This window comes from Rhodopirellula sp. SH410, from assembly GCF_055811895.1.
The window spans coordinates 2,229,969-2,247,572 of the sequence record NZ_CM147949.1 but is presented as its reverse complement, the minus strand read 5'-3'; the positions used below and the strand labels follow the sequence as shown (position 1 = coordinate 2,247,572).

Genomic DNA, 17,604 nt, shown 5'->3' with positions numbered 1-17,604 from the left:
ATTACTTTTCAAATAGATAGTGCGAAACGTACCACTCATTCCCGTCATGGGCGGCAAAAAGTTCTTCACAAGCCATGAAGAAGATCCGCCATCGATGCAGCCAGCGGCTTGCATCGGGGCGACCATAGGTCTTGGCCAAGACCGGCCGGAGAGATTCAGCGGCGGCGTCCAGATTCGCGAGCCATGCGTGAGACGTTTTCGCATAGTGGCCCCCATTCCACTGCCATTGCTCAACGACCTGCAACGAACCACCACAGCGTGGCAACCAGTCTTCGCTGGGCATCATGCCACCGGTAAAAAAATGTCGCCCCATCCAGTTCTGGGCCCCTTCGGTTTCGAACAAGTACGGTGTCGTCGCGTGACAAAACAGGTGCGCAAACAACCGCCCCTGCGGTCGCAGCCAATGGTGAATCTTCTCCATCAAGCGGTCGTGGTTTCGCATGTGTTCGAACATCTCAACGGAGACAATCCGATCAAATGTTTCGATCGACTGAAACGCATTGATATCGGCGGTCACAACATTGAGATTTTTGATCCCCCGATCACGAGCGCACGACTCGATGAAGCGGCGCTGCGAGTTGGAATTTGAGATCGACGTGATACGACTCTCGGAGAACTTTTCGGCCATCCACAGCGATAGCGATCCCCATCCGCAACCGAGTTCGAGAATATCCATGCCATCGACCAGGCCAGCATGCGAGGCAGTGATCTGCAACGCGTTTTCCTCGGCCTCCCCGAGCGTCGCGGTATCCGGATCCCAATAGCAACAACTGTACTTCCGCTGCGGCCCCAAGACGGATGCGAAGAAGCTCGCGGGGACTTCGTAATGTTGATCGTTCGCTTCGTGGGTGGAGACCGCAATCGGCTGGGACGCGACCTCCGCTCGCAACGTCTCGATGGCGTCGGCGGGCTCGGTTTCCTCCAGGTCGCGCAGCCGGCGGCTTAGCAATCTACGGATGCCGCGGCGCACGATCCAATCGGGAACGTGGCCTTGCTCGGCAGCCTCTGAAAGATGAGTGAGCAGGTAGGTTGGCAACGCAGAGAGTACAGATGTCGATGCATTCATGCTGGGGGCTTGTCCCATACAATCTGGACAACTCTGGCGGTGTTTTCGCGAAACGCGGCTTCGCAGTAGCATAGGTAGTACTCCCACATTCGAATAAAGCGGTCGTCGAACCCGAGTGTGCGAACCTCGTCGAGTCGTTCGAGGAAACCATCACGCCAGTGCATGAGTGTTTGTGCGTAGTGCAACGACATGTCATCGATCGATTGCAATCGAAACGATGTCATGCTGCTGGCTGAATTTTGAAGTGCGACAATCGAGGGCAGGAATCCACCCGGGAAAATGTATTTCTGAATAAAGTCCACGGAACGACGATAGGCGTCATAACGTTGCTCGGGCATCACGATGGCCTGCATGACACATCGCCCGCCAGGCTTGAGCAGATTGTTGCACTGGCGAAAGAAATCGTTCAGATGGCGTTCGCCAATCGCTTCGATGACTTCGACCGAAACGAGTTTGTCGAACTGACCGTGGAGATCCCGGTAGTCACTCGAGAGTGTATCGATGCGGTTGCTCAGACCAGCCTCGCCGACGCGATCGTTCGTCATTTCGAATTGAGCCTGCGAGATCGTTGTCGTCGTGACGTGACAACCATATTGCTGGGCAGCATGTAAGGAAAACCCGCCCCATCCGGTGCCGATTTCGAGCACCCGGTCGCTCGGCTGCAGATCGAGCTTGCCGCAGATGCGATCGAGTTTAGCCAGCGAGGCGTCATGGAGCGACGTCTCGTCGTCTTCAAACCAAGCGGATGAGTACATCATCGTGGGATCGAGGAACAATTCGAAGAACGCATTGCTGAGGTCGTAGTGGGCGGCGATATGACGTCGGCTGCCATGACGTGAATTGTCGTCGAATCGAAATGCCAGGTGACCCAGACGCCCCGCGACCGCTGCCAAGCGTGTGGTGATCGAAGAAGTGCGATCGAGATTGCGGCAGAGAATCCGCAGGAAGGTCGTTAAGTCGTCCACCTCCCAATGACCACGCAGGTATGATTCCGCCAGCCCGATGGCGCCCTGGGATGCGAACAGGCTGTAGAACGACGGGTCATTGACCTGCCAGGAAACGCTCAGCGGCGAATCCCACGGGCCGAAGACCTTGGTCGACTGAGCATCGGTGAATTGAATCTGACCGCCCTGGAGTGAATCCAGCCAGTCCAGCAGCTTGCGCCGGGTGACTCGCTGCATCCATGTAAGGTTCCTGGCCGGCGCAGTGTTACCCGCGGACTCGGAAACGGTAGGTCGCCAGCTGGCTGTTGCGTATTGGGTGTGGGTCCCGCTCGACATCGTGTGTGCTCTCGAAACGCTTCTCAAGGAGTGGAGTTCAACGTGACTTCAGGTGGTTTGGGGTGTGGGTAGAAGGGGGCTTTCTTGAGCCACAACCGCAATGCTTGCCAGTAGATACCACTGACGACTTGGCCGGTCATCAGTGGGAACCGCAACAGCGTTTTGGTCAGTTGCGGTGAAGTGAGCGGTTTCCTTTTGAGCAGCAGCGTCGCGTCAAAAAGACAACCGTCCTGATCATGGTCTTCCAGATGCATCGAGAGGCTTGAGCCCGGCTGACTCAATCGCCATTGATACTCCAGGTCCATGGGCAGAAACGGTGAGACATGAAATGCTTTGGCGCATCGATGTCGCTTGATTCGCTGCTCGCCTCCCCAGGGAATCACGTAGCAGTGTCGCTCTCGCCAGGGCGTGTTGGTGACCTCAGCGACAACAGCTGCGAGCGATTCACCATCACCATGAAAACAATAGTAGACGGTGATCGGGTTGAAGACCAAACCGGCGTACCGCAGATGCGCAAGCATCCGAATCGGTCCATCGAATTCCAATCCTGCATCCGTCCGCACAGTCTGCCGAATGGTATCGGCGAGCGATTCCTCCGCTCTGCCTGGAAAGTCCTGTCGGTTGTACCGGACCAAACTGAAGCGACGCGTCGAGAGGAAGGGCGCCAAGTCGAAGATCTCTTCGATCTCATCGAGGTCGAGATAAAACAGAAACAGGGGATAGCAGAATTCATGCGACTTCGTTCGGAACCGCCGATGGCGTATCGAACCTTCGTAGAGGCAACTATGGTTGGCTTTCATGAGCTGACACCTGCCGTCGATGCGGTCGTCTGGAAACGTTCCTGACGGGCCTCCATGGTCCAGCCAGGAACACCAAACTCGCCACACACGGCCAGACCGCTGACGACGCCATCTTCATGGAATCCGTTTCGCCAGTACGCGCCGCAGTAGGATGTTCGACGCCGCCGAATGACCTCGCCATGACGTTTTTGAACGGTCGACCGCTCCGTGGTAAAGAGTGGGTGTGAATAGTGGAACCGCCCCAGTACGGTGGCCGGATCGATGATGTCATCGTTGTTAAGCGTCAGGCAGAACGTTTTCGCGGACTCGATCCCCTGTAACAAGTTGAGGTTGTAGGTCACCGTTGGGCGTGTTTCAGGTTGCCGTGAGATATGGTAGTTCCAGCTCGCCCACGCACGCCGCCGCCGAGGCAGAACCGATTCATCGGTATGCAGCACGGCGGTGTTCTCGCCGTAGGGGAAAGCAGAGAGCAACTCCGTCTCGATCGCATCTGCGTCATCGAGGATTCGCAAAGCCTGGTCGCTGTGGCAGGCGAAAATGACTTCGTCGAAACCTTCCTCGCCACCGGCGTGATCGACCCTCACCTCATTCTCAAAACGGCGAACGCTGTGAACGGGACAGGCACAGAGGATCTGGTCGCTGAACGGCTCGATCAACTTGGTCACGTACCTCTGAGAACCGCCCACGACCGTCCGCCAGACGGGGCGATCGGTCAGACTGAGCAGACCATGGTGATGATAGAACTCCAGGATAAAGCGGATTGGAAAGTCCGCGAATGACGCTCGTGGACAGGACCAAATCGCCGCTCCCATTGGCAGCAGGTAGCGTTCAGCGAATGGGCGAGAGTATTTGCCTGCGGCCAGGTATTCCCCCACGGTCTGAGCTTCGGACACACGGTCGATATCGCGAGGTCCGTTACGATTGAAGCGGGCGATGTCTGACAGCATTCTCAAGAACGAAGGCCGCAGGGCATTCCGGCGCTGGGCGAAAACGCCATTGATCGAGGTGCCATTGTATTCCGTATGAGAGCGATCGCAGCGGACGCTGAAACTCATTGACGTGGGCGCCGTCTCGACGTCCAAGTCGCGAAGCATTTGCGAGAAAACCGGATACGTTCGGTCGTTATAAACCAAGAAACCGGTATCGAGATCGTGGTGTTTGTTCGCGGTTCCCACGCGAACCGTGTGCGCATGCCCTCCGACGTGTTGGGATGCTTCGAAGACGGTAACGTCGTGCTGACGCGATAGAACCCGGGCGCAGGTGAGCCCGGAAATTCCCGATCCGACGATAGCGATACGCACAACTCACCTCAATGATCCAACGCTGATTTTTCTAACGGGAGCTTTGTAGGCACCGCTCGCAAAATGACCACTTGCCAGCGTACGTTTTCGGTAGATTGGGACCACTGCCCCGAGCGACCAAATCGACTTCGGACGGGAGAATATTCCCACCCTACGTTCACCACGGCTCGGTGTCGCAATGGGACGCAATTACTCAGTTACGACTATTTTACTGGTCATTGGCAAGCGGTGTGCTACAAATGACAGCGTTATTCTGATGGAACGTTACCTAACATCCGGAAGCTACCGTGGCCGACGCCAAAATCCCGTTCATACCACATGCCGACTTCGAGTCGGCTCATGAGCAGGATTTCGCTGAAATTGACTGCGCTCTCTACGTCGAGGAAGACGACCGCCCGGTCCGGGACGCTGGACACGCGGCGGCCACCTTCTTAACAGCCGTCGAGGAATGTCGAATTTTGACGTTCGAAGGGGAGCAGTTCCTATTCAAGCGTGTCAACTTTCTCCGTTTTCGCGCCCACGCGTTGAGCTCCACGCTGCGGAACCAGCGTCGGCCTCGGAAAACCGAAGCCGAGATCCGACGCTTGCTTGACGACGCCAACGACACTCGCGAGGAGATCGCTCGTGCCAACTTGCGTCTGATTTCGTTTGTGTGTCGCAAAATGTCCTCGTCGAGCGACGAGTTTGACGAGTTCGTGGCAGAGGCAAATGCGATCCTGCTCAACGCCATCGATAAGTTTGACTTCAGTCGCGGCTATCGTTTCAGCACCTACCTGACCCATGCCGTTCAGCGGCATCTCTCGCGATTGATTGGCCGCGCGTGCAAGCGGCGATCTCGGGAGTTGAGTGACGGCAACGAAGCGCTCGACTGGGCCGCGGAGACCGTGGACTCGGATCAGCCTTCAGCCTCGGATATGTTGGCTGCGGCCACGGTGGTGCTCAAAGAGATGGAGGAAATTCTTGACGAACGCGAGTGTTTCATTGTCCGCGGTCGGTTTGGCTTGGACGGTTCTGAGAAAGGAAAATCATTGCGTGCTCTGGGGGACGAAATTGGAATCAGCAAAGAGCGAGCGAGGCAAATCCTCTATCAGAGTTTGGAAAAACTCGCTCAAGTCGCACAGCCTTTTGAATCCATGTTCGCAGTGAAATAGCCATGAATTACCAACCGAAGAACTGGATGAAATACGTACTGCTCATTGCGGCGATCTACCATTTCATGTGGGGCGGGCTGGCGATCGGCATGCCCACTGAGATGCTCGCCTGGCTGGGCGTGCAAGCGTCCCCGACGGAAGCCATTTTTTGGCAGTGCATCGGCATGATTGAGGGCGTGCTCGGCGTCGGATTCCTGATTGCAGCTACGAATCCATACCGGCATTGGCCAATCGTGCTGGTGGGCTTTCTGGGCAAACTGTTGGGCGTGATTGGGTTCGCGGTGGCATTGTCGTCGAGCGAGTTGCAGGCCCAGTTTGGATGGGTGATTCTGACCAACGATCTGGTCTGGCTCGTCCCGTTTCTGCTCATTTTGTGGGGCGCGGTCCAACATGATCACGCTGTCGGCTCCGCCTACGACACGCCGGAAGCGGATGTGCCGCTGCAGGAATTGCGCACCAATACGGGGCGGACGCTTGATCGCCTCGCTAGCGAGCGACCTCAGATGGTCGTGTTTTTGCGTCATTCGGGCTGCACGTTTTGCCGCGAAGCACTCGCGGAAATCTCCGCGCGGCGAGATGAGATCGAAGCCACCGGCTGCGGCATCGTGTTGGTGCACCTGGGCGAGGGCGACGGCAGAGAGTTTTTTGCTCAGTATGGGATGGACGACGCCCCGCGAATCTCCGACCCGCAATGCCGCCTCTATCGCCAGTTCGGACTCGATCTCGGCGATTTCCGTCAACTGTTCGGGATCCGAGTGTGGGTGCGGGGGATCGTCGCCGGTCTGCTGCATGGCCACGGACTGGGCTGGCCGCAGGGGAACTCCTTCCAGATGCCGGGCGTGTTTACCTATTACCAAGGTCAGGTGATCGAGGGTTTCCAGCACGACCAAGCCTCCGACCGTCCCAACTACGTCGAATTGGCAAAGCATGCCGCCACGCTGATTCCGGCGGCCGTCGCGGGTTGTTGACTCCGTACTTTCTGCGATATTACCGTGATTCACCCACTGGTTGGTCAGACGGTCCCGGAATTTGAAAACGCAAGAACTAGCATTACCCCTGAGCGGGCCCGACCGCAAATCGCTGCGGATCGCGGAGACCTTTACGAGCCTGCAGGGCGAAGGATTGCTGACGGGCGTGCCGAGTTTCTTCATTCGCACCAGCGGCTGTAATTTGCGTTGCTGGTTTTGCGATACGCCCTATGCATCATGGAATCCGGAGGGTGGTCAGTCAACGATCAGTGACCTGATCGAACAGGCGGGACGGGCCCAGATGCCTACCGACGGCGACCGAACATCTGCATCGATGGTTGAACACGTGGTGCTGACGGGCGGTGAGCCGCTGCTGATGAAGGGGATGGCTGAACTGGCGATCGGTCTGCGTGCGGCGGGACTGCACGTGACGATCGAGACAGCGGGGACGGTCGATGTCGAGGTGCCCAGCGATCTCCTGTCACTGAGTCCCAAGCTGAGTCGGAGTGCGCCGGGTCAAGGTTCGGGGCCCGCGTTGGCCGGCGACTCCCGTTGGGCTGAGCTGCACGAACAGCGGCGGATGCCGATTGCGGTGATGCGGCGGTTAATTGACCGCGCACCGGCCGTGCAGGTCAAATTTGTTGTTGATTCACCGGACGAGTACGACGAGATCCTCGAGGTGGTGGGAGATCTAGGCGTTGCTGCGTCGGATGTATGGATCATGCCTCAAGGCATCAGCGTCGAGCACCTCGACGCGGCCGCGGTGTGGCTGCGACCGTGGGCGGCCGCCGCCGGATTCCGATACTGCGACCGCATGCAAATCCGCTGGTACGGCAACCGGCGCGGCACATGAATCAACCGCCTCTGCCTGGCGAGGATCGCGACTCACCTGGATCGAAGGAGCGTTCGGCCACCCCTGCAGACCGTCACGTTCGACGCGTGTCGAGCGGAGCCGAGGACGAGCCGTTCGATGCTCCGATCCGGGGCGGCTTGCGTCGTTCGGCATGGTGGCTACGCGTGGCCGCTGGATTCATGTCCGTGGGACTCATCATGCCGCTGGGCGTGGCCCGGGCGCTGTCGCCCGCCGCGTCTGGTTTAGGTACCCATCAACAACTCGGTTTGCCGCCCTGTTCGATGCGAGTTTTATTTGGCATGCGTTGCCCTGCCTGCGGGATGACCACGTCATGGAGCCATTGGACGCGAGGTCATTGGTGGGTGTCCGCGGAAGCCAACGTGGGCGGTTTCTGTTTGGCGTTCCTCGTTGTGGCCGTCGCGATGCTCGCCTCACGAGTGACGTGGACAGGTCAATTACCGGGGACACGTACGCTGACGGTTGTCGGCTGGGCGATCGTGGGCACGGGCGTCGTGACGCTCGCCGACTGGCTGGTTCGATTGTCCGGGTGACCTGACATTTCGTGGTTGAGCAAGAACTCTTTACGGTCGAGGCCGCCTGCGAACCCGGCGAGCCCGCCTCCGGTGGCAATAACACGGTGGCAGGGAACAATGATGGACAATGGGTTGCGGGCAACGGCCGAGCCGACGGCCCGGACCGCGGAGGGCCGGCCGATCATGCCGGCGATCTCACGATACGTCCGCGTCGCCCCCGCCGGGATCAGCTTGAGCTGATGCCACACCTGTTGCTGGAACTCCGTACCGCTGAAACGGCATGGTAGGTCAAAGCAAAATTGGCCGTCGGCAAAGTAGGCCGTGAGTTGTGCGACGACGCGGTGCGTGAAATCATGCCGCCTCCAGTCCACCTCGGCGGTGTCGTTGGACCAGCATTTCGGCTCAGGCTGATGATCGTCGAAATACAGACCCACGCAGTGCGGGGTGTCATCGACATCATCGCTCACGCTGATCCGCAGTCGCCCCACGGGGCTTTCCCAGCTCGATTGGATAGCGGGCAGCATTGTGTGATCTCGTTTTCGGGTGGTGGTGGTGCGGGAATTGTCGCCCGACGGCGGCGCCCGTCTGAGCCGGAACACGCTGGTTCCTCACGACGAGAGGAGCCCCTCGGTCGACAATATCGCCCATTCGACCGCTTGGCTCAGACTGGGTAGAATGGGCGATCGACCGTGATTGTGGTAGCTGGCTTGTGGTCTGCGATTCGCCAATCGCAATCGGGTGCTCTGATCACATTTGAGAGCCCGGCCAGATCCAACGGTTCTCGGCGGCCAACGTTCACGCTCTTTCCAACACCGACACCATGCCTTTGAGGTCTTCTGTGCCAATGTCTACTTTGTATTTAACCCCCTTACTGCGTCGCACTGCGGCGGCGTGTCTGGTGCTTTCGGCGGCAAACTCGCTGCCAACCGCGACGGCTACTGCTGAAAGCCCCGGTTCCCCAACGATCAATCTCGCCAATCCGCCAGCGGATCTGAACGTCAGTCCGATGGATGTCCAGATCGTCGAGGCTTACCCCGACCTGCGGATCAGTCGCCCGATCGTGATGACGGGTGCTGGCGACGGGAGTGGGCGTTTGTTCGTGGCCAGCCAAACGGGCGAGATCTACGTTTTTGACCAGGACAGTGAACAGGTCGACGAGCCCGAGCTCTTCATCGATCTGAGTGACCGGGTGGGATACAAAGATCGCGAGAACGAAGAAGGTCTGCTTGGTCTCGCGTTCCACCCCAAATTCAAACAGAACGGCAAGTTCTATGTTTACTACACGACTTCCCAGCGGCCCCACGTTTCCATCATAAGCGAGTTCCGCACCAAGAAAGGATCGCAGCACCAATGGGGCGATCCCGACAGCGAACGTGAATTGATGCGAATCGACCAGCCGTTTTGGAATCACAACGGCGGCACGGTCGCGTTCGGCCCCGACGGATATCTGTATATCGCGTTGGGCGACGGTGGCAAAGGCAACGACCCGCTCAAGTCAGCCCAGGACCTCAGCAAACTGCTCGGCTCGATCTTGCGGATCGACGTGGACACAAAAGACGACGGACTGGCCTATGGCATTCCCCAGGACAACCCACTGGTTGGGCGTTCCAACGTTTGGCCGGAGATCTACGCTTGGGGCATTCGCAACATTTGGCGGATGTCGTTTGACCCGGTCACCGAGGAACTTTGGGCCGCCGACGTCGGCCAGAATGACTGGGAAGAAATCGACCTGATCCGCAAGGGCGGCAACTACGGTTGGAGTCTGCGTGAAGGCGCCAACCGCTTCACCTTGGACGGCGAGAAAGGTTCGGACGTCAATGACAAATACATCGAACCGTTGGTCGAATACCCGCACACCGACGACTGGGGAAAATCCGTCACCGGCGGCCTGGTTTATCGCGGCAAGGAAACACCATCACTCGATGGCTATTACCTCTACGGTGACTATGTCAGCGGCCGGTTGTGGGCGATGAAGATCGACCCTCAGTCCAAGAAGGTGCTTGAGAACCGTCCGATCGCCTGGGAGCAACTGCCTGTCTTCACGTTCGGGCAAACCGAATCGGGCGAAGCCTTGATGAGCACGATGATGGGCGGTGGCCGGATCTATAAATTTGTTGCGGGGAAAGCCGACGCTGCGAAGGAATAGTGAACTTGATATCGCGTCTCCGCCGGGCCTTGTTCGGCGACCCAATCCGCATCGCCTCCGACGAGGGGCGATTGTTGAGGCTGCAGATCGGCCAACGCGTCATCCTCGATGACGCGTTGTTCGTCGTCGCCGAGCGTGACGAATTGCGAGACGCGCGAAACCCCGGTGTCCGATACTGCCTCGTCACCTATGACGAGGCGGCAGGACCGACCCGTTTGCCCGACGCACCCTGCGTGATCGACTCCCGGCGACTCGAGGCGGACTATCAGGGGACGGACGTAAGTATTGTCACGGCGCCGCCCCTTCGATCGAATGCCGGACCTTTGGCAGTCGATGACAACGCGAATCCACCAGACACGTCTCACGCGTCTGGTATTTGGCTTGACTGCCGACTGGTTCGCAAACGGGTGACGTAAAGGAACGAGTGGAAAATTGTGGCCGAACGCTCCGCGGTCGGAGCGTTCGGAGCGTTCGACCGCGGAGCGTTCGACCACAATTTCAGACAGTAATTCTCCGCTCGTTCCTAAACCATCACGGCGACTGAGAAGCGGTGGGTACGGTTTTGGCCTTTGCGTCCTGGGTCGACCGCTCGCCTCGTCAGGGCGAATGTGCCCCGTCGCTCGCCCCGCTCCATGGGACGATATGGCACAATGTCGTACAGGTCGCCGCATTCACCTTGGAGGAACGTTCCATGATCGATTCAAAACCTGAACTAGCCAACCGAGTGGGGACGTTGCCGCCGCACAGTCCGGTCGGTGATCTCCAAGATCCGTCCGGTGTTGTGCACGACAAGAACGAAGTTCCGGTTGTGGTTTACAGTCACGCGCGGGGGCCGATCGCGGAGATGACGTTTTTGCAGCGATCATTATTGTTCGCGGAATTGGCGATGATCTCGTACAACGATGAGCGTGAAGCGACCGAGGCGGCTGGTTTCGTCGGATTTCCTGACGTGACCTTTTTCGATCACGATGGCTCGCAGGCCTATCGGTTCCGGAACGATTCCGACTGCGTGATCGCATGCCGGGGAACGGAGCCGAATGAATGGAACGACATCCGAGCGGACGCCAACGCCGCTTCCGTCTTGGCAGAGACGGCGGGTAAGGTGCATCGGGGATTTAAAACCGAAGTCGATGATTTGTGGCCGATGCTGGAGACGGCGCTGATGGGCAACGATCAACCCGTGTGGTTCTGCGGTCACTCGCTCGGTGGTGCGATGGCGACGATTTGTGCGGGGCGTTGCTTTCTCTCACATATCCAGAGCGTCCCGAGTGCGTTGTTCACCTATGGCAGTCCCCGCGTTGGGAATAAACGGTACATTAACTTTGTCAAACTCGATCACTATCGATTCGTTAACAACAACGATATCGTGACTCGCACGCCACCGGCGTGGATGGGGTACCGTCACTGCGGCACCGAAGTTTACATTGACCGCGATGGGCACATCGGGCATCTCGGTGCGGTGCAAAAACGTCATGATCGCTGGCGTGGATTCCTCAACAGCCTGCGCCGATTTCGCATCGATCACTTTTCCGATCACCCGTTGCATCAATACCTCGGGCCGATTCTCGAGGCGGCGCGTCACGAGCAGGTTGACTTGGCGAGCGGCGATGATGCCGTCGAGGCGGCCGAATTGACCCGCTGACGCAGGTGCTCGAAACGCAAAGATGTTACCCTTCGAAGTTTTGAAATGAAGGGAAAACGCCACTTTCGCGGAGCGAAAGGCGACTATTTTTCATTCCTCCTGGATTCCGCATGAGTTCTTCCGAATCACCCCAATCCAATTCGTCCACCGAACGCACGGATTCGGTTTTCAGTGTCGATGGTGTCGACTTGAAGTTGGCCCATCCCTACGAATCACCCGGCGATTGGATCGGCCAAAACGAGATTCTCCGGCAGCTTCTGGCCTGCTGGATCACGGTCGATGCCAATGACCTGCCGCTGACGCCTCGCTTGCTCGGTTCACCCGGTGTGGGCAAGACCCAACTCGCCATCGCGGCAGCCAAGCAGCAGGGCGTGCCGCTGTACATCTACCAGTGCACCGCCGACACGCGTCCGGAAGATCTGTTGATCACGCCTGTGCTGACCCGGGGTGGAGAAATTTCCTATCACGCCTCGCCGCTGGTCAGTGCAATGATTCGTGGTGGCGTCTGCGTGCTGGACGAAGGCAACCGGATGAACGAGAAATCATGGGCTTCGCTCGCACCCCTGTTCGATAGCCGGCGGTATGTCGAGTCGATCGTGGCCGGGATTACGATCCCCGCGTCACCGAATTTTCGCGCCGCGGTGACGATGAACCAGGACGAGTCGACCTTCGAGATCCCCGATTACATCCTCAGCCGGTTGCAGCCGACGTTGCAGGTTGGGTTCCCCAACAAACAAGACGAGATGGCGATCCTGCAGTATCACCTACCGTTCGCCGAGCCGGAGATGCTCGCCTTGACGGTCGATTTCTTGCAGCATTCACACACACTGAAACTCGATTTTTCTCCTCGCGACGGACTGAATCTGCTGCGTTTCGCCATCAAACGGATGGCGCAAGACCCCGACCATCCTGTCGCACGCGATATCGCCTGGCAGGAGGCCCTCGAAAAATGCTTGGGAGAGGACGCAGTCGACTTGGAGCGGTTGGCAGAGCGGCGAAGTCGCACGCTCGGTGGCGACGCCGTGCCGCTGGGCCTCGCCGATCTGTTCTTTGACCCCGACGATCCGCTCCATCCGGACCGCCAGGATGATGATGATGACGATGAAGATTTTTAAACGTAGGATGGGACCATTGTCCCGTCCGAGCAGGATCTCTCCCCGTCAGACAGGATCTCTCCCCGTCCAGACAGGATCTCTCCCCTCCCGAGCAGGCTTCTGATTGGACGCTCGGGACAATGGTCCCAAGCTACGGATCCTCAGTCCTGTTGCAGGAACCGATCGGCGAAATCGAGGTAGCACTGCCAGTCCTCGTTCGCCAGGTCGTGCTTGCCGGACCGGAGGTGGTAGCTGATCGAGCCATCGGAAAACGTATGGTCCGGTAGCGGAGGCTCGCTCGGCGACTGCCCCATGTCGTCGATGAGCCCAGGCAATCCCAGCAGTTCGTAGACGGGCGAGGCGTTTCGAGCGGCGAGGAACTCGCCCAGCGGATCGGCCCACTGGTCTTCGGTGGCACTGCCGACCGCGATTGGCCGCGGTGCAGCCAGTGCGATCAGTTCGTGCGAGTCCACTGGCAGCGAGTTTTCGTTCTGGTTGTACTGCTCGAATTCATCACAGAACCAGTGCGGGAAGCTCGAATTGATCCGGCCCACAGTCTCGCCGACGGCGCGGCGTGACAGGGCGGCTCCGCCACAACCGGAGTCGTTGCTGATCACCAGCGCGAATCGGGGGTCGGTCGCACCGGCCCACAAACCCGTTTTGCCCAACCTGGAATGTCCGATAACGGCAACCCGAGCGGTGTCGATGCCGAGATCCGGTGTGTTTTCGATCGCGTCGAGAATGCAAGAAATTCCATAGGTCCACGCGGCAATCGAACCGGGCCGTTGCTCCGGCGGCAAACTCGCGATGAATTCGGGCATCAATCCATGGATGCCATTGTGAAACCCGTCGTCGAAATCGGGGTCGATATCGCCGTAGTAGGCCGTGATGAGCGCGTATCCCCGTTGATTGATCATGTCGGCGGGCCAGCGACTCGCCGCGACGCCTCGGCCGGCGGCGGTGGCTCGATTTCCGTCGGTCGAGTCATCCCGTCGATCACGCACCCAGGACTGCGTGACGCGCACGTTCGGATCCGACGTGACGGTATGGTTGCCTTGAAAGTTCAGCCCCAGGAATGCCGGAACGGCCGCTGGGGTGGCGGTGCCGTTGGGCTTGGGGACGTCGACGAGGACGTGGATTTCGACGGATTTCCCATCTTCGGCGCGGTCCTGCGGGCTGGCTTCCGGTGATTTCACAATCACGCTCAACTCGGTGCGAATCGTGCGGCCCCCGTTGGCATCGGCGTCCCGGCGAACGACTTTGCACTCCACATTGCGTTGCTCGGGCATCCGTCCGAAGACATGCTGCGTGAAAAGCTCCAGAATTTCGGCGCGACGTTCCGGCCACTGCTTCGCCGTCGTGACGGGATCGCCTGACTCGGTGATCAATGGATCGGGAAGTTGATATGTGGGAACCTTGGCTTCGTCGTAATTCGGTTCAAATTTTTGCGCCGACGCAGGCGGTGAGGCAATCGCCAAGGCCGCCAAGAGCGAGGGTATCACGCTCCAACTGGCAGCCCACGTTCGAGTAGAATGGTGGTGGATGGGTTTCATTGATAACTCGCTTGTCTTGCGTTGAATAGGATTATGAAGCTAGGCTGGCGACCAATCGGTGCGTCGGTCCGCTGCCATCGATCTCTTTTCTTCCCCAAACTCATCTGATCGGCAGGCCTTGCCAGCCGCTGATTATAGAACGTGACCACACCAGATTCGACTACCGCTAGCTCCGCCGCCGCGAAAAGCGGCGGATCTCTCGAGGGCGATGCATGGCATGAGCCCGCAAAAGGTTCGGCGTCGTGGTCAAAAAAGTTGGCTGATCGGTTTGGCGTGGATTTTGGCGACGAATTGAACCAGTGGTTCGACGAACAGTGTACGCGTTCGCCAGGGCCAGGGGAATTTCGGTATCCCGTGATGCCTCAGACGCTGCTCGCTGCGGTGCCCGACCCGATCTGGCCGCCGCTGATGCCGCCTAACTTCTTGCCCTTGGTCGGAAACGGCGCCGGCGACTGGCTGTGCGTGCGGTTGCTCGACCCCGATGTCGCCGCCCAGACGGGGAGGTCGACGGATATTTGCCAGTGGTACCATGGTGGTGGCGACTGGCTGCCGTGGGGAGACCGATTGTCTGAAGCGTTGCTATTTGACTGGTTGCTGACGTCGCTGCCGCAAGCGGACTGTCGACACGCAGAGCCAGCGATTGAAGGTTCTGACTGCGTCGACGGGAACGATAATCGCAACGGTTCGCAGGCTTCGACGTGTGCATGGCGCGAACATGCATGGGGAAAGTGGGTCATCGAGCGGCTCCCCCAACTCGCGAATATTGACTGGACCGCGGCCAGCGATCCGCGCCGTTTGGCGGCGGACCTTCTGGCCCAACAATTGTGTGAGGTTCCCGTCCGCTGTCAGCTCGTGATTGACTCGCTCGCGAGTGCCCTGAGTTGCCGACTGACGCCAAAAATCGCTCATGACTTGGGGCTGACCTGGAACGATTGGATGCGGTGGTGTTTCGATTTACGGACGATGCCGAGCGAGATCTCGCCCCGCTTGCAGGCGACCCTTGGGCTAGCGGCTAGCGATTTCAATCCCGACCAACAATGCTGGGCTGACGTTGCAGCGCACACTGCCGCCATCTGTCGAAAACGCCCCGATTTGTCGTGGGGACACGATTTGCTGGGGTATGCCAAGTGGACCAGTGGAGACACAGCGGGCGCCGAACAGGCGTTTTCCAATGCGGTTCGCTGCAGCGTGTTCACCGATCAGAGCGTTCGGCTGCGAACGCATTGGGCGACCGCGAACGATGGGATTGCCAAGTTTTCAGCTCGTTTTTTGGCAGAAATGTCGCTGTCACCGGAACCCGATCGGCTGCGTGACGAGAAAATCCCTGACCAGCTCGGCCTTTTGCCGGAGGTGATCGAACGCGGGCGACTGCTCGAATACCTTGGCCCATGCACGGGCGGTGATTCCTCTTCGGTGCGGCAGCGATATTCTCAAATGCTCGTCGATGAGGCCGCCGCCGCAGCGCCCGCGACGGCCGCGCGATTACTCTACGCCGCAGGCTGGGACCTCGGTGCCGAGCCGATGCGACGATATGGCGAACTGCTCGATGGGTACATGGCCGCATGCCAAGCTGCCGCGTGGTCCAGCCACGAGCGACTCGCCAGCGTGCATCGCGATGGATTGAAGGCCCGTTATAATTTGTAAATTGCCGACCGGCGGCTCCGCCGGTCGTGAGTTCCACGATGAGCACCCCGCACCACTTCCGTTTGCGACGAAAAATGAATCAACCTCCCCGATCCCACCCATCACCCGCCGAGAGCGACGTTTCGCAAAACATCGTGTGGCATGAGAACACCGTCACGCGGGCGGGACGGGAGGAGAATCTACGGCAGCGGGGCTGCGTGGTCTGGTTTACGGGGCTGAGCGGATGTGGCAAGTCGACGATTGCCAACGAGCTCGATCGGTTGTTGATCGCACGGGGCGCCGCCTGCACCTTGCTCGATGGTGACAACGTGCGTCATGGGCTGTGTGCGCCACCGTCGGCGCTGGCGATCGAGCATGGGGATGCGTTCGCCGAGCGATTTGGTTTAGGATTTTCGGCGACTGACCGCGAAGAAAACATCCGCCGTATCGGCGCCGTGGCCTCATTGATGGCCGCTGCGGGCCTGATCACGCTGGCGGCCTTTGTCAGTCCTTATCGTCGAGACCGAGACCGGGTCCGGCGGGTGGTCGAGAGCGACGGGAAAGCCGGCGATTTCATGGAAGTTTTCGTGGATACGCCCCTGGAAGTGTGCCAGCAGCGTGATCCCAAAGGGCTCTATAAAAAGGCGTTAGCGGGTGAAATCCGCAATTTTACGGGGATCAGCGACCCCTACGAAGCTCCGCAGAATCCCGAGATTCATTTGGGATTTCGCGAGGGAATGACGCCCGCCGACGCCGCCGAGGAGATCTTGCAGGCGATGATCGAGCGAGGGGTCCTGGCCAGCCCGGTCGACCGCAACTGTCGCTGAACGAGCATTCTGGCAACCATTCATGGGGACCATCGCCTGCGGGATGGAGTGTTCGGAATGGCACCAAAACACAAAAACCACGGGCGCAACCTCGATTTGACGTTGCGTTGGCAGGGTGGCACGTTAGACTTCGCGGGAAAATAATTTCACTTTAACTTGGGTCTGACGCGGATGGCATGTGACCTCCGTATTGGATTCATCTAGGAAACAGTTCACGCATGACGATCTCGAAAGAACGTAAGAAGGAAGTGGTCAGCGAACACGGAGCGACTGCGGACGACACCGGATCCCCTGAGGTACAGATCGCAATTCTGACCGAACGGATCAATGGCTTGACCGAGCACATGCGAACCCACCGCAAGGATTTTGCTTCGCGTCGTGGTTTGCTGGGTCTGGTCAGTCGCCGGCGGCGTTTGCTCGACTATGTTCGTGCTCACGACCCGCAGCGATACCTCGATGTCATTGGTAAGCTCGGTATTCGCAAGTAGTATCTCGTCAGGTTGGTCGTCGGCATGGTCCTTCGACCGTGTGTGGATGGGCCAACGGGCATCATGCCCCGGATTGGTAATGCGAGTGTGTGCACTCCTTCTGCTGACACCACACATAACTGAACGTTCGCCATGGGCGGACATTTCTTGTTTCAACTTTCACGCATGTGCCGAGCTCAAAATTGCTCGGCGGCATGCTGGTGAACGCGGGCGCGATGTTTCTCGAGTCGTGCCGCGATAGATTGTGTCGATCGAGTTTGTTGGCGGCGATGTGCTGCC

At 58.8% G+C, this 17,604-nt stretch carries 17 protein-coding genes; 11 read left to right on the top strand and 6 right to left on the bottom strand.

The window, feature by feature from the left end:
• Nucleotide 1 precedes the first annotated feature (1 nt).
• From SH410x_RS08340 to SH410x_RS08325, 4 genes are all read right to left on the bottom strand, one after another.
• Nucleotides 2-1,066 carry an SAM-dependent methyltransferase gene (locus SH410x_RS08340; RefSeq protein ID WP_473676057.1) on the bottom strand — a complete coding sequence of 355 codons (1,065 nt, stop codon included), beginning with the start codon at nucleotides 1,064-1,066 and terminating at the stop codon, nucleotides 2-4.
• Nucleotides 1,063-2,247, bottom strand: a complete 1,185-nt coding sequence (locus SH410x_RS08335; RefSeq protein WP_473676056.1) for a class I SAM-dependent methyltransferase — start codon at nucleotides 2,245-2,247, stop codon at nucleotides 1,063-1,065. Before SH410x_RS08335 ends, SH410x_RS08340 begins: the two co-directional genes overlap by 4 nt.
• A gap of 122 nt (nucleotides 2,248-2,369) precedes the next feature.
• Nucleotides 2,370-3,146 carry a DUF1365 domain-containing protein gene (locus tag SH410x_RS08330; RefSeq protein WP_473676055.1) on the bottom strand — a complete coding sequence of 259 codons (777 nt, stop codon included), beginning with the start codon at nucleotides 3,144-3,146 and terminating at the stop codon, nucleotides 2,370-2,372.
• Nucleotides 3,143-4,447, bottom strand: coding sequence for an NAD(P)/FAD-dependent oxidoreductase (locus SH410x_RS08325; RefSeq protein ID WP_473676054.1), 1,305 nt, complete (start codon nucleotides 4,445-4,447; stop codon nucleotides 3,143-3,145). The genes SH410x_RS08330 and SH410x_RS08325 overlap by 4 nt, the downstream gene beginning before the upstream one ends.
• A 287-nt stretch (nucleotides 4,448-4,734) precedes the next feature.
• Between SH410x_RS08325 and SH410x_RS08320 the strand changes: the two genes are divergently transcribed.
• The 4 genes from SH410x_RS08320 (at nucleotide 4,735) to SH410x_RS08305 (ending at nucleotide 7,970) form a co-directional block, all read left to right on the top strand.
• Nucleotides 4,735-5,598 (top strand): sigma-70 family RNA polymerase sigma factor, encoded by an 864-nt coding sequence (locus tag SH410x_RS08320; RefSeq protein ID WP_473676053.1) that lies wholly within the window; start codon nucleotides 4,735-4,737, stop codon nucleotides 5,596-5,598.
• A gap of 2 nt (nucleotides 5,599-5,600) precedes the next feature.
• Complete coding sequence (locus SH410x_RS08315) at nucleotides 5,601-6,566, top strand: SelL-related redox protein (RefSeq protein ID WP_473676052.1); 966 nt, start codon at nucleotides 5,601-5,603, stop codon at nucleotides 6,564-6,566.
• 61 nt (nucleotides 6,567-6,627) lie between these two features.
• Complete coding sequence (locus SH410x_RS08310; protein ID WP_473676051.1) at nucleotides 6,628-7,419, top strand: 7-carboxy-7-deazaguanine synthase QueE; 792 nt, start codon at nucleotides 6,628-6,630, stop codon at nucleotides 7,417-7,419.
• Nucleotides 7,416-7,970, top strand: a complete 555-nt coding sequence (locus tag SH410x_RS08305) for a DUF2752 domain-containing protein (RefSeq protein WP_473676050.1) — start codon at nucleotides 7,416-7,418, stop codon at nucleotides 7,968-7,970. The genes SH410x_RS08310 and SH410x_RS08305 overlap by 4 nt, the downstream gene beginning before the upstream one ends.
• Here the strand turns inward: SH410x_RS08305 and SH410x_RS08300 are convergent.
• Nucleotides 7,871-8,476, bottom strand: a complete 606-nt coding sequence (locus tag SH410x_RS08300) for a methylated-DNA--[protein]-cysteine S-methyltransferase (protein ID WP_473676049.1) — start codon at nucleotides 8,474-8,476, stop codon at nucleotides 7,871-7,873. The genes SH410x_RS08305 and SH410x_RS08300 overlap by 100 nt on opposite strands.
• A gap of 320 nt (nucleotides 8,477-8,796) precedes the next feature.
• On the opposite strand from SH410x_RS08300, the gene SH410x_RS08295 reads away from it, so the two are divergent.
• From SH410x_RS08295 to SH410x_RS08280, 4 genes are all read left to right on the top strand, one after another.
• Nucleotides 8,797-10,098, top strand: coding sequence for a PQQ-dependent sugar dehydrogenase (locus tag SH410x_RS08295; protein WP_473677270.1), 1,302 nt, complete (start codon nucleotides 8,797-8,799; stop codon nucleotides 10,096-10,098).
• Between the two features lie 5 nt (nucleotides 10,099-10,103).
• The gene (locus SH410x_RS08290) at nucleotides 10,104-10,514 is read left to right on the top strand and encodes a hypothetical protein (RefSeq protein WP_473676048.1); all 411 of its coding nucleotides are present in this window, start codon (nucleotides 10,104-10,106) and stop codon (nucleotides 10,512-10,514) included.
• A gap of 275 nt (nucleotides 10,515-10,789) precedes the next feature.
• Nucleotides 10,790-11,740 (top strand): lipase family protein, encoded by a 951-nt coding sequence (locus SH410x_RS08285; RefSeq protein WP_473676047.1) that lies wholly within the window; start codon nucleotides 10,790-10,792, stop codon nucleotides 11,738-11,740.
• Between the two features lie 110 nt (nucleotides 11,741-11,850).
• A complete protein-coding gene (locus tag SH410x_RS08280; protein ID WP_473676046.1) occupies nucleotides 11,851-12,855 on the top strand; it encodes an AAA family ATPase in 1,005 nt (334 codons plus the stop codon).
• Nucleotides 12,856-12,995: 140 nt separating this feature from the next.
• Here SH410x_RS08280 and SH410x_RS08275 read toward each other — a convergent pair whose 3' ends face one another.
• A complete protein-coding gene (locus SH410x_RS08275) occupies nucleotides 12,996-14,387 on the bottom strand; it encodes a glucuronyl esterase domain-containing protein (RefSeq protein WP_473676045.1) in 1,392 nt (463 codons plus the stop codon).
• 141 nt (nucleotides 14,388-14,528) lie between these two features.
• Here SH410x_RS08275 and SH410x_RS08270 point away from each other — a divergent pair, with 141 nt between their 5' ends.
• The 3 genes from SH410x_RS08270 (at nucleotide 14,529) to rpsO (ending at nucleotide 17,325) form a co-directional block, all read left to right on the top strand.
• A complete protein-coding gene (locus SH410x_RS08270; protein WP_473676044.1) occupies nucleotides 14,529-16,031 on the top strand; it encodes an SMI1/KNR4 family protein in 1,503 nt (500 codons plus the stop codon).
• Between the two features lie 74 nt (nucleotides 16,032-16,105).
• A complete protein-coding gene (gene cysC, locus SH410x_RS08265; RefSeq protein WP_473676043.1) occupies nucleotides 16,106-16,837 on the top strand; it encodes an adenylyl-sulfate kinase in 732 nt (243 codons plus the stop codon).
• A gap of 218 nt (nucleotides 16,838-17,055) precedes the next feature.
• Nucleotides 17,056-17,325, top strand: a complete 270-nt coding sequence (gene rpsO, locus SH410x_RS08260) for a 30S ribosomal protein S15 (protein WP_146404896.1) — start codon at nucleotides 17,056-17,058, stop codon at nucleotides 17,323-17,325.
• Nucleotides 17,326-17,604: the final 279 nt, after the last annotated feature.

What these genes read in the sequence shown, in the direction of transcription:
- SH410x_RS08285 (WP_473676047.1), top strand. Translation starts at nt 10,790, where the DNA reads ATGATCGATTCAAAACCTGAACTAGCCAACCGAGTGGGGACGTTGCCG.
- SH410x_RS08300 (WP_473676049.1), bottom strand. Translation starts at nt 8,476, where the DNA reads ATGCTGCCCGCTATCCAATCGAGCTGGGAAAGCCCCGTGGGGCGACTG.
- rpsO (WP_146404896.1), top strand. Translation starts at nt 17,056, where the DNA reads ATGACGATCTCGAAAGAACGTAAGAAGGAAGTGGTCAGCGAACACGGA.
- SH410x_RS08305 (WP_473676050.1), top strand. Translation starts at nt 7,416, where the DNA reads ATGAATCAACCGCCTCTGCCTGGCGAGGATCGCGACTCACCTGGATCG.
- SH410x_RS08335 (WP_473676056.1), bottom strand. Translation starts at nt 2,247, where the DNA reads ATGCAGCGAGTCACCCGGCGCAAGCTGCTGGACTGGCTGGATTCACTC.
- SH410x_RS08275 (WP_473676045.1), bottom strand. Translation starts at nt 14,387, where the DNA reads ATGAAACCCATCCACCACCATTCTACTCGAACGTGGGCTGCCAGTTGG.
- SH410x_RS08330 (WP_473676055.1), bottom strand. Translation starts at nt 3,146, where the DNA reads ATGAAAGCCAACCATAGTTGCCTCTACGAAGGTTCGATACGCCATCGG.
- SH410x_RS08280 (WP_473676046.1), top strand. Translation starts at nt 11,851, where the DNA reads ATGAGTTCTTCCGAATCACCCCAATCCAATTCGTCCACCGAACGCACG.
- cysC (WP_473676043.1), top strand. Translation starts at nt 16,106, where the DNA reads ATGAATCAACCTCCCCGATCCCACCCATCACCCGCCGAGAGCGACGTT.
- SH410x_RS08295 (WP_473677270.1), top strand. Translation starts at nt 8,797, where the DNA reads ATGTCTACTTTGTATTTAACCCCCTTACTGCGTCGCACTGCGGCGGCG.
- SH410x_RS08340 (WP_473676057.1), bottom strand. Translation starts at nt 1,066, where the DNA reads ATGAATGCATCGACATCTGTACTCTCTGCGTTGCCAACCTACCTGCTC.
- SH410x_RS08315 (WP_473676052.1), top strand. Translation starts at nt 5,601, where the DNA reads ATGAATTACCAACCGAAGAACTGGATGAAATACGTACTGCTCATTGCG.